The sequence below is a fragment of the Pseudomonas sp. genome (assembly GCF_049301935.1).
Lineage (GTDB): Bacteria > Pseudomonadota > Gammaproteobacteria > Pseudomonadales > Pseudomonadaceae > Aquipseudomonas.
This window is the reverse complement of record NZ_JBAQLP010000142.1, coordinates 23,635-35,390: the sequence shown is the minus strand read 5'-3', so window position 1 is coordinate 35,390 and position 11,756 is coordinate 23,635. Positions and strand designations below refer to the sequence as shown.

8 protein-coding genes are annotated in these 11,756 nt (G+C 64.9%); 7 read left to right on the top strand and 1 reads right to left on the bottom strand.

Translation table 11 applies throughout. The features are described from left to right. Positions 1-56: 56 nt before the first annotated feature. The 3 genes from WA145_RS18585 to WA145_RS18575 all read left to right on the top strand — a co-directional run bounded on the left by WA145_RS18585 (position 57) and on the right by WA145_RS18575 (position 5,203). Positions 57-1,346 (top strand): GGDEF domain-containing protein, encoded by a 1,290-nt coding sequence (locus WA145_RS18585; protein ID WP_422582980.1) that lies wholly within the window; start codon positions 57-59, stop codon positions 1,344-1,346. Positions 1,347-1,456: 110 nt separating this feature from the next. After that, the gene (locus WA145_RS18580) at positions 1,457-3,253 is read left to right on the top strand and encodes an acyl-CoA dehydrogenase C-terminal domain-containing protein (RefSeq protein ID WP_422582979.1); all 1,797 of its coding nucleotides are present in this window, start codon (positions 1,457-1,459) and stop codon (positions 3,251-3,253) included. Positions 3,254-3,424: 171 nt separating this feature from the next. Next, positions 3,425-5,203: an acyl-CoA dehydrogenase C-terminal domain-containing protein gene (locus WA145_RS18575; RefSeq protein ID WP_422582978.1), complete on the top strand. Its 1,779-nt coding sequence runs from the start codon at positions 3,425-3,427 to the stop codon at positions 5,201-5,203. Positions 5,204-5,437: 234 nt separating this feature from the next. Here WA145_RS18575 and WA145_RS18570 read toward each other — a convergent pair whose 3' ends face one another. After that, positions 5,438-6,049 carry a HutD family protein gene (locus WA145_RS18570; RefSeq protein WP_422582977.1) on the bottom strand — a complete coding sequence of 204 codons (612 nt, stop codon included), beginning with the start codon at positions 6,047-6,049 and terminating at the stop codon, positions 5,438-5,440. A 270-nt stretch (positions 6,050-6,319) separates the two neighbouring features. Between WA145_RS18570 and hutI the strand changes: the two genes are divergently transcribed. From hutI to hutH, 4 genes are read left to right on the top strand one after another with little or no spacing between them, the layout of a single operon-like run. Continuing rightward, on the top strand, positions 6,320-7,555 hold the full coding sequence (gene hutI / locus WA145_RS18565; protein ID WP_422582976.1) for an imidazolonepropionase: 1,236 nt from the start codon (positions 6,320-6,322) through the stop codon (positions 7,553-7,555). Continuing rightward, the gene (gene hutG / locus WA145_RS18560; RefSeq protein WP_422582975.1) at positions 7,545-8,498 is read left to right on the top strand and encodes a formimidoylglutamase; all 954 of its coding nucleotides are present in this window, start codon (positions 7,545-7,547) and stop codon (positions 8,496-8,498) included. The genes hutI and hutG overlap by 11 nt, the downstream gene beginning before the upstream one ends. A 37-nt stretch (positions 8,499-8,535) precedes the next feature. Continuing rightward, complete coding sequence (hutU, locus tag WA145_RS18555; protein WP_422582974.1) at positions 8,536-10,218, top strand: urocanate hydratase; 1,683 nt, start codon at positions 8,536-8,538, stop codon at positions 10,216-10,218. Further along, a complete protein-coding gene (hutH, locus tag WA145_RS18550) occupies positions 10,215-11,750 on the top strand; it encodes a histidine ammonia-lyase (protein ID WP_422582973.1) in 1,536 nt (511 codons plus the stop codon). Before hutU ends, hutH begins: the two co-directional genes overlap by 4 nt. Positions 11,751-11,756 lie beyond the last annotated feature (6 nt).

Genomic DNA, 11,756 nt, shown 5'->3' with positions numbered 1-11,756 from the left:
CGTTACAGGCAAACTGCGCGGTGTTATCTACTTTTTATCGCTGCGTGGAACCCGTCTTGTCGCGTCTTGCTGCTCTGCGCTTCAGTCATTTTCTGCCTTCACTGCTGCTTCTGTTCGGCGGCTTGCTGTTGGCGCGGCTGGCGGAGCTGAGCGAGTTTTTCACCTCACTGTTCAATGTGCTGCCCACCCTGCTGCTGTTGCTCGGTGGCGCGTTCTGCCTGGTGTATGGCCGCCAGCGCGAGGTGTTTCTGCTGCTGACGCTGTACCTCGGCTACTTCCTGCTCGATAGCCAGGTCGATCATTTCCGCGCCACGGGGCAGGTACGTAGTGATGCGGCGCTGATCTTCCATCTGTGCAGCCTGTTGTTGCCGCTGCTCTACAGCCTCTACGCCGCCTGGCAGGAGCGTACCCATCTGCTGCAGGACCTGATTGCCCGCGCGGCCGTGCTGCTCGCGGTCAGTGCGGTGGCGGTGGGCCTGGCGCAGCGTTTTCCCGAGGCGTTGCTGCACTGGTTATCCTTGGTGCGCTGGCCGGCGCTGCAGGTCGAGTGGTTGGCGCTGGTGCAGCTGGCCTATCCGCTGTTTATCCTCGGCCTGATTCTGCTGACAGTGCAGTACCTGCGCGCGCCACGGCCGCTGCATGCGGCGCAGCTGCTGGGGCTGTGCGGCCTGCTGTGGATGCTGCCGAACACCTTTGTCCTGGCCAATGCGCTGAATGTGATGAGCAGCCAGATCATGCTGATTCTGGTTGCCGCGGTGGCGCACGAGGCCTATCAGATGGCTTTCCGCGATGAGCTTACCGGTCTGCCGGGGCGGCGCGCCTTGAATGAACGCCTGCAGCGTTTGGGCCGCAGTTATGTGATCGCCATGGCCGACGTCGATCATTTCAAGAAATTCAACGACTCTCACGGCCACGATGTTGGCGATCAGGTGCTGCGCCTGGTCGCCGCTCAGCTGCGCAAGATCGGCGGCGGGGGCAAGGCCTACCGCTATGGCGGTGAGGAATTCACCCTGCTGTTCCCCGGCAAGACCCTCGACGAGTGCCTGCCGCACCTTGAAGTGATCCGTCAGGCCATCGAGACCTACCGTATCCAGCTGCGCGATAAACAGCAGCGCCCGCAGGACGATAAACAGGGCAGGACGCGGCGGGCTGGCAGTGCCGCCAATCAGGTGTCGGTGACCGTCAGCATGGGCGTGGCCGAGCGCGGGCTGGAGCAGCGCAGCCCGGAAGAGGTACTCAAGGCCGCCGACCAGGCGCTGTATAACGCCAAGGGCGCCGGGCGTAATTGCGTGCGCAGTTATGGCCAGCGGCGCGGGGCGGTCAAGCTGGATACCGCGCGGGGTTAAGACCGCCGGCTAATGGCAGTGTATTCAGCATCTGCACGGTGATTGTTGGCGCGCCGCATGAGTCGTAGCGTATAGAGCTAACCCACGCTCTAGCTGACGGAGAAGCCAGCATGCCCGAGTACAAAGCCCCCCTGCGCGATATGCAGTTTTTGATCGACGAGGTCTTCGACTTTCATGCCGGCTACGCCGCGATGGGGGCCAGCGATGCAACGCCAGATATGGTCAGCGCGATCCTCGCCGAGGGCGCGAAGTTCTGCGAGCAGGTGCTGGCCCCGCTAAACCGCTCCGGCGATGAAGAGGAATGTCAGATCAACGATGGCGTGGTGACCACGCCCAAGGGCTTTAAGGAAGCCTTTGCCCAGTACGTCGAAGGCGGCTGGAATGGCCTGGCGGCCGATCCGGCCTACGGCGGTCAGGGTTTGCCGCATTCGCTGGGCTTGATCATTAGCGAGATGGTCGGCGCCAGCAACACCTCCTGGGGCATGTACCCCGGCCTGACCCACGGCGCGATGTCGGCGATCCACGCCCACGGCACGCAAGCGCAGAAGCAGATCTACCTGAGCAAACTCACCGAAGGCCGCTGGACCGGCACCATGTGCCTGACCGAAGCCCACTGCGGCACCGACCTGGGCCTGATCAAGACCCGCGCCGTGCCCCAGGCCGATGGCAGCTACGCGGTCAGCGGCAGCAAGATTTTTATCTCCGCCGGCGAGCACGACATGAGCGAGAACATCGTCCATCTGGTGCTGGCCAAGCTGCCCGACGCGCCGGCTGGCACTAAGGGCATCTCGCTGTTTATCGTGCCCAAGTTCCTGCCCAACGCTGATGGCGAAGCAGGGGCGCGCAATGGCGTCAGCTGCGGCTCGATCGAGCACAAGATGGGCATCAAGGCCTCGGCCACCTGCGTGATGAACTTCGACAGCGCCACCGGTTACCTGATCGGCGAGGCCAACAAGGGCCTCAACTGCATGTTCACCATGATGAACCACGCGCGCCTGGGCACCGGCATGCAGGGCCTGTGTCTGGGTGAAACCAGCTTCCAGGGTGCGATCAAATACGCCACTGAGCGCCTGCAGATGCGTGCGCTGACTGGGCCGAAGGCTCCGGAAAAAGCCGCCGACCCGATCATCGTGCATCCCGATGTGCGGCGTATGTTGCTGACCATGAAGGCCTTCAACGAAGGCAACCGCGCGCTGGCCTATTTCACCGCACAGCTGATCGATCAGGCCCATCGCGGTGACAGCGCCGAGCAGCGTGAGGAGGCGGAGAACCTGTTGGCCTTCCTCACGCCGATCTGCAAAGCCTTTATGACCGAGACCGGCCTGGAGGTGACCAACCACGGCATGCAGGTGTTCGGCGGCCACGGTTTTATCCGCGAGTGGGGCATGGAGCAGCTGGTGCGTGACTGCCGCATCGCACCTATCTATGAAGGCACCAACGGCATCCAGGCCCTCGACCTGCTCGGGCGCAAGGTGCTCGGCAGCCAGGGTAAGCTGCTGCGCGGCTTTACCAAGATCGTCCACAAGTTCTGCGAGGCCGAGGCCGAGCACCCGCAGCTCAAGGGCTATGTGGCGCAACTGGCGACGCTGAATCAGCAGTGGGGCGCGCTGACCCAGAAGATCGGCATGGCGGCGATGCACAATCCGGACGAAGTCGGTGCTGCCTCGATGGATTACCTGATGTACTCCGGCTACGTCATCCTGGCCTACTTCTGGCTGCGTATGGCCCTGGTTGCCGAGCAGCAGCTGGCGGCGGGCGCAGGCGAGGCGGCGTTCTATCAGGCCAAGCTGGCCACCTGCGCGTTCTACTTCAAGCGCCTGTTGCCGCGCACCGCCAGCCACCTGGCCGGTGCCGAAGCGGGCAGTGAGTGTTTGATGCGTTTGCCGGCTGAACACTTCGCTCTCTGACGGACGGTGCGCGCACGTAAGGGCCCGCCACTTGGCGGGTTTTTACTGGGCGCGGCCGATCAAACGAATGGTGACCAGTTGGTCGTTACGCGACGCTATGTGTCTAAAAAGTTGTTCGGTTAGACTTTCCGCACGTTTGTATACCTGTTGCTTCGCTTGAGGAATTGCCCCATGGCCGACTACAAAGCTCCCCTGCGCGATATGCGCTTCGTGCTCAATGAAGTGTTTGAAGTTTCCAAGCTGTGGGCCCAGTTACCGGCCCTGGCTGAAGTGGTCGATGAAGACACCGCCGCCGCGATTCTCGAAGAAGCCGGCAAGGTCACCGGCGGCGTGATCGCCCCGCTGAACCGCAGCGGCGACGAAGAAGGCTGCTCCTGGGCTGACGGCGCGGTGAAAACCCCGGCCGGCTTCCCCCAGGCCTACAAAACCTACGCCGAAGGCGGCTGGGTCGGTGTCGGTGGTGACCCGGTATTCGGCGGCATGGGCATGCCCAAGGCGATCTCGGCCCAGGTCGAGGAAATGGTCAACTCGGCCAACCTGTCGTTCGGCCTGTATCCAATGCTGACCGCCGGCGCCTGCCTGTCGATCAACGCCCACGCCAGCGAAGAGCTGAAAGAAAAATACCTGCCGAACATGTATTCCGGCGTCTGGGCGGGCTCCATGTGCCTGACCGAGCCGCACGCCGGCACCGACTTAGGGATTATCCGCACCAAGGCCGAACCCCAGGCCGATGGCAGCTACAAGATTTCCGGTACCAAGATCTTTATCACCGGTGGTGAGCATGACCTGACCGAGAACATCATCCACCTGGTACTGGCCAAGCTGCCGGACGCCCCGGCGGGCCCGAAAGGCATCTCGCTGTTCCTGGTGCCGAAGGTCATGGTCAATGCTGACGGCTCCCTGGGTGAGAAAAACGCGCTGTCCTGCGGCTCCATCGAGCACAAGATGGGCATCAAGGCCTCGGCTACCTGCGTGATGAACTTCGACGGCGCCACCGGCTGGATAGTCGATGCGCCGAACAAGGGCCTCGCTGCCATGTTCACCATGATGAACTACGAGCGTCTGGGCGTGGGCATCCAGGGTCTGTCCCTGGGCGAGCGCAGCTACCAGAACGCCGTGGAATACGCCCGCGACCGTATCCAGAGTCGCGCGCCGACCGGCCCTGTAGCCAAGGACAAAGCCGCCGACCCGATCATCGTCCATCCGGACGTGCGCCGCATGCTGCTGACCATGAAAGCGCTGAACGAGGGCGGTCGTGCCTTCTCCAGCTACGTGGCCATGCAACTCGACACCGCCAAGTACAGCGAAGACGCTGCTACCCGCAAGCGCGCGGAAGAGCTGGTGGCCCTGTTGACCCCGGTAGCCAAGGCCTTCCTCACCGATATGGCGCTGGAAACCACCGTACACGGCCAGCAGATCTTCGGCGGCCACGGCTTTATCCGTGAGTGGGGCCAGGAGCAGCTGATCCGCGACTGCCGCATCACCCAGATCTACGAAGGCACCAACGGTATCCAGGCGCTCGATCTGGTCGGCCGTAAAGTGGTCGGCAGCGGCGGCGCCTTTTACAAGCACTTCGCCGAAGAGATCAAGGCCTTTACCGACTCGGCAGACAGCAGCTTGAGCGAGTTTGTCGAGCCGCTGAAAGACGCCATCGCCAACCTGGAACTGATGACCAGCGACCTGCTGGAACGCGCCAAGGCCAACCCCAACGAAGTCGGTGCCGCCTCGGTCGAGTACCTGCAGGTGTTCGGCTACACCGCCTACGCCTATATGTGGGCGCTGATGGCGCGCACCGCGCTGGCCAAGCAGGATCAGGACGAGTTCTACGTGAGCAAGCTGGGCACCGCGCGTTTCTTCTTCGCTCGCCTGCTGCCGCGCATCCACTCGCTGACGGCTTCGGTCAAAGCCGGTAGCGAGTCGCTGTATCTGCTCGACGCCGCGCAGTTCTAAGACGCTGTCTCGGATCTGCTGCGCGTCGGCGATACTGCGTTGAAAACAGCCGCGGAATGCTCATTTACAGCCAGTAAACTCCGCTTCCTTGGCTGTTTTCGCCTTGTCTCGCTCTAGCTCGCGAGACCCGAAACAGTGTCTACGCCTTACTTGTAATGCCAAAGCCCCGGCCATGTGCCGGGGCTTTGGCGTTTTACGGGCCGGGATTTCTCTGCCGCTCAATCAAGCTGTCGCTTAGCAGACCACCTCCTGGCCCGCAGTAGCCGGCGCCAGCCGCGCCAGGTAAAGGCCGCTGCGGCCCTGGCTAGTTAGCCGCCACGGGCCGACTTCGTCTTCCAGTAACAGGCCTTGGCCGGCGTTCAGGCCGATGGGCGCGCTGTCGACCCTGGTGCACGTCAGACCTGCGCTGCTGCAGCAGTAGATAAACAGCACAGCGCTGCTGTCGAGCCACTGCTGGCCCTGCAGTTCCAGATACTGCAGGCGATGTTGCCAGTGGCTACGGCGGCTCATCAGATTGAAGTCCTGCACCGGGCCATCCAGTAGTTCGGCCTGCACATCCAGCTCGCCGGTAAAGCTCAGCACTGGGTTGTGTATATCCAGACGCAAGCTTGGTTGCTCGGGCAGATGTAGGCGCATGCCCGCGCCGCTAAGCAGGCCCAGGCTGCGGTCGATGCCGGGGAAGTGGGAGAAGGGGCCTGCGCCCGCCACCCGCGCACTGCTGATGCGCCAGTCGAAATCGTCCAGGCCGGCGCCGGGCGGGGCGATGGCCAGCTCCAGGGTGACCCCCTTGCCGTTCTTCCACGGCAGTTGGCGGGCGGTATGGCTGTCGATAATGCGGATGCTCACGGCGGGTACTCATATCGGCTGTTTGCATATGTATATACATTAAAGGCTGGCTGCTGGACAGCCCGCAGGCGAGCCGACGCCTGCCGTGGGTCTGCTGCAGGTGGCCATTGCTGGGCTATATGCGCCATCTATCTCGATGATTTATGTGGGTTTACCCGGTTGTGGCGCTTTCATAGGGGCTGTGTTGCGGCAATTCTTTGCTGACGAACGGGGTTGACGACTGGCTGGCCAACTTCTATTGTATATACAAGTTCGCTCAAGGAGAGTTCCATGTCCCCGTCCGCCCCGCGCCTGCTCTGGCGCGAGCTCTGCCTCTTCGATGGCCTGACCACGCTGGCCGAGCCGATCAATCTGCTGGTGGCGGATGGCAAGGTGGCGGGTCTATGGCCGACCGGCGCGTTTCCCGAGGCGTTGGCCGAGGGCGCCATCGAGGCCGGGCGCGGCGGGGTGATGACCCCGGGCCTGGTGGATTGCCATAGCCATTTGGTCTATGCCGGCAACCGCGCCGCTGAATTCGAGCAGCGCCTTGAAGGTGCCAGCTACGCCGAGATCGCCAAGGCCGGCGGCGGCATCCTCAGCACCGTGCGCGCCACCCGCGCCGCCAGCGAGGACGAGTTGCTGGCGCAGAGCCTGCCGCGTGTGCAGGCGCTGCTGGATGACGGCGTGACCACCCTGGAAATCAAATCCGGCTATGGCCTGACTGTCGACGATGAGCTGAAGATGCTGCGCGTGGCGCGCCGCCTTGGTCAGATGCTGCCGCTGCGCATCACCACCACGCTGCTCGGTGCCCACGCCCTGCCGCCGGAATATGCCGGCGACAGCGACGGCTATATCGCCCTGGTGTGCAACGAGATGATCCCGGCGGCCGTGGCCGAGGGCCTGGCCGATGCAGTGGATGTGTTCTGCGAAACCATCGCCTTTAGCCCGGCGCAGTGCGAGTTGGTGTTCCAGGCCGCGCAGCGCCACGGTCTGGCGCTCAAGGTGCATGCCGAGCAATTGTCCAATCAGGGCGCCAGCGCTCTGGCCGCACGGTATCAGGGGCTCTCGGCCGACCATATCGAGTTCCTCGACGAGGCCGGGGTGCAGGCCATGGCCGCCGCCGGCACCGTGGCCACCCTGTTGCCGGGGGCCTTTTATACCCTGCGCGAAACCCAGTTGCCGCCCATCGCCCTGCTGCGTCAGTACAACGTGCCGATGGCGCTGGCCAGTGATGGCAACCCCGGCACCTCGCCGATCTGCTTTCCGACCCTGTGCCTTAACCAGGCCTGCACCCTGTTCCGTTTGACCCCGCGCGAAGCCCTGGCCGGTATGACCGCCCATGCCGCCCGCGCCCTCGGCCGCCCTGACCTGGGGCGGATCGAGGTTGGGGCCCCCGCCGACCTGTGCCTGTGGGCTGTGCAGCAACCCGCCGAGCTGGCCTATGCGGTGCAGCCGGGGCGGCTGCGTCAGCGCATCTTCAACGGCGTCATTAGTCACAGCAAAGAGGCCAACACCCATGCACGCTGATCGCCATTCCATGCAGCTCTGGCAGGGCCGCATCGACCCGGAAGCCGACAGCCCGCGCTGGCACCAGCGCATTCAGGCGCTGAGCGCGGACAGCCAGCCGGGCGTAGCCCTGCTCGGTTTTGCCAGCGACGAAGGGGTACGCCGTAACCAGGGCCGTGTGGGTGCGGTCAATGGTCCGCTGGCGATGCGTAAGGCCCTGGCCAACCTGGCCTGGCACCGTCAGGGTCCGGCCTATGATGCCGGTGATGTGCTGTGCGCCGATGGCGATCTGGAAAGCGCCCAGGCGCGCCTTGGGCATAACGTCTGCGCCCTGCTGGATGCCGGGCATCTGCCGATCGTGTTGGGTGGCGGCCATGAGGTGGCCTTCGGCAGCTGGCAGGGCATTGCCGCGCATATGGCTGGCGGCTCATCACAAAAGGCCGCGCCGCGTATCGGCATTATCAATTTCGACGCGCATTTCGACCTGCGCGACCCGGCCCACGCCCGCTCCTCCGGCACGCCCTTCGCGCAGATCGCCGAGCAGTGCGCCGCCCGCGGCTGGCCGTTCGCCTATGCCTGCCTCGGCGTCAGCCGTGCCAGCAACACCCGCGCGTTATTCCAGCGCGCCTTTGATCTGAATGTGCTGGTGCGCGAAGACCGCGAGATTCGCGAAGCCAGCCTGGCCAGCATCGACGCCGAGCTGCAGGCCTTTATCGCCGGCTGCGATGCGATCTACCTGACCATCGATATCGACGTGCTGCCGGCCTGCGAGGCCCCCGGGGTCAGTGCCCCGGCTGCCCGCGGCGTGCCCCTGGCGCTGCTCGAGCCGCTGCTGGAAAGCGTGCGCGACAGCGGCAAGCTGCGCCTGGCCGACCTGGCCGAACTCAACCCCGAACACGACATCGACAGCCGTACCGCCAAGCTGGCGGCGCGCCTGATTCATCTACTCACCCTGGCTCACTGAGCCCGAACCTTACAGCTAACAAGAACAGGAGCCCGCAATGAGCCTCTTCCGCGACACCGAAATCCGCGCCGCCCGTGGCACCACGCTGACCGCCAAGAGCTGGCTGACCGAAGCGCCGCTGCGCATGCTGATGAACAACCTCGACCCGGAAGTGGCCGAGAACCCCAAGGAGCTGGTGGTGTACGGCGGCATCGGCCGCGCCGCGCGCAACTGGGAGTGCTATGACAAGATCGTCGAGGTGCTGACCCGCCTGGACGATAACCAGACCCTGCTGATCCAGTCCGGCAAGCCGGTGGGCGTGTTCGAGACCCACAAGGATGCGCCGCGGGTGCTGCTGGCCAACTCCAACCTGGTGCCGCACTGGGCCACCTGGGAGCACTTCAACGAGCTGGATGCCAAGGGCCTGGCCATGTACGGCCAGATGACCGCCGGCAGCTGGATCTATATCGGCAGCCAGGGCATCGTCCAGGGCACCTATGAAACCTTCGTCGAGGCCGGTCGTCAGCACTACGGCGGCGACCTCAAGGGCCGTTGGGTATTGACGGCGGGGTTGGGTGGTATGGGCGGCGCCCAGCCCCTGGCGGCGACCCTGGCCGGCGCCTGCTCGCTGAATATCGAGTGCCAGCAATCGCGTATCGATTTCCGCCTGAAGACCCGCTATGTCGACGAGCAGGCCACTGATCTGGACGACGCCCTGGCGCGCCTCGACAAGTACTGCAGCGCAGGCCAGGCGGTGTCCATCGCCCTCTGTGGCAACGCCGCCGAGATCCTCCCGGAACTGGTACGCCGTGGCGTGCGCCCGGATATGGTCACCGACCAGACCAGCGCCCACGACCCGCGTCACGGCTACCTGCCGGCCGGCTGGAGTTGGGACGAGTACGTCGCTCGCGGCAAGAGCGAGGAGGCGCTGGTGGTCAAGGCCGCTAAGCAGTCCATGGCCGTGCATGTGCGCGCCATGCTGGCCTTCCAGCAGATGGGCGTGCCGACCTTCGACTACGGCAACAATATCCGCCAGATGGCCCTGCAGGAGGGCGTCGACAACGCCTTCGACTTCCCCGGTTTCGTGCCGGCCTATATCCGCCCGCTGTTCTGCCAGGGTATCGGCCCGTTCCGCTGGGTGGCGCTGTCCGGCGACCCCGAGGACATCTACAAGACCGACGCCAAGGTCAAGGAACTGATCCCCGACGACGCCCACCTGCACAACTGGCTGGACATGGCCCGCGAGCGCATCAGCTTCCAGGGCCTGCCGGCACGCATCTGCTGGGTTGGCCTGAAGGACCGCGCGCGTCTGGCCCAGGCGTTCAACGACATGGTCGCCAGCGGCGAGCTGAAGGCACCGATCGTGATCGGCCGCGACCACCTCGACTCCGGTTCGGTGGCCAGCCCCAACCGTGAAACCGAAGCCATGATGGACGGCTCCGATGCCGTCTCCGACTGGCCGCTGCTCAACGCCCTGCTGAATACCGCCGGCGGCGCGACCTGGGTGTCGTTGCACCACGGTGGCGGCGTCGGTATGGGCTACTCGCAGCATTCCGGGGTGGTGATAGTCGCCGATGGCACCCCGGAAGCCCGCGCCCGTCTCGGCCGCGTGCTGCGCAACGATCCGGGCACCGGGGTGATGCGTCACGCCGATGCCGGTTATGAAATTGCCACCGATTGCGCCAAAGAGCAGGGCCTCGACCTGCCGATGATCGCTGCTACCCAAGGAGCCCAAGCATGAGCCTGTTTACCCTGACCCCCGGCCAACTGAGCCTGGCCCAACTGCGCGCCGCCTACCAGGCGCCGCTCACGCTGCGCCTGGATGACAGCGCCCACGCCGGCATCGAGGCCAGTGTGGCCTGCGTCAACGGCATCATCGCCGAGGGCCGCACCGCCTACGGCATCAACACCGGTTTCGGCCTGCTGGCCTCGACCCGCATCGCCACCGAAGACCTGGAAAAACTCCAGCGCTCCCTGGTGCTGTCCCACGCCGCCGGCATCGGCGAGCCGCTGGACGACGCCATGGTGCGGCTGATCATGCTGCTCAAGGTCAACAGCCTGGCGCGCGGCTTCTCCGGTATCCGTCTGCAGGTGATCGAGGCGCTGATCGCCCTGATCAATGCCGAGGTCTACCCGCATATTCCGCTCAAGGGCTCTGTGGGCGCCTCTGGCGATCTCGCGCCATTGGCGCATATGTCCCTGGTGTTGCTCGGCGAAAGCCAGGCGCGGCACAAGGGCCAGTGGCTGCCGGCCAGCGAGGCGCTGGCTATCGCCGGTCTTGAGCCGATGACCCTGGCCGCCAAGGAAGGCCTGGCGCTGCTTAACGGCACCCAGGTGTCCACCGCCTACGCGCTGCGCGGGTTGTTCGAGGCCGAGGACCTGTTCGCCGCCGCCACCGTCTGCGGCGGCCTGACCGTGGAGGCCGCCCTGGGCTCACGCGCGCCGTTCGATCCGCGCATCCACGCGGCCCGTGGCCAGCGTGGGCAGATCGATGCCGCGGCGATCTATCGCCACCTACTCGGTGCCAGCAGCGAAGTGGGGCGCTCCCACCAGGCTTGCGACAAGGTGCAGGACCCCTATTCGTTGCGCTGCCAGCCCCAGGTCATGGGCGCCTGCCTGACTCAGCTGCGCCAAGCCGCCGAAGTGTTGGCGGTGGAAGCCAACGCGGTGTCGGATAACCCGCTGGTGTTCGCCGCCGAAGGCGACGTGATTTCCGGTGGCAACTTCCACGCCGAACCGGTGGCCATGGCCGCCGACAATATCGCCCTGGCCCTCGCCGAAATCGGCGCGCTGAGCGAGCGGCGTACCTCGCTGATGATGGACAAGCATATGTCCCAGCTGCCGCCATTTCTGGTGGCCAATGGCGGGGTCAACTCCGGCTTTATGATCGCCCAGGTCACCGCCGCCGCCCTGGCCAGCGAGAACAAGGCTCTGGCCCATCCGCACAGCGTCGACAGCCTGCCGACTTCGGCCAACCAGGAAGACCACGTGTCCATGGCTCCGGCCGCCGGTAAGCGCCTGTGGGAAATGGCCGCCAACACCCGTGGCGTGCTGGCCATCGAATGGCTGGGGGCCTGCCAGGGCCTGGATTTCCGCGAAGGGCTGAAAAGCTCGCCGCTGCTGGAACAGGCCCGTCAGGCCCTGCGCGAGCAGGTGGCGTACTACGTGGAAGACCGCTTCTTCGCCCCGGATATCGCCGCGGCCAATCAGCTGCTGGCCAGCCGTGTGCTGAACCCACTGCTGCCGGCCGGGCTGCTGCCCTCGCTGGGCTGATCGTCC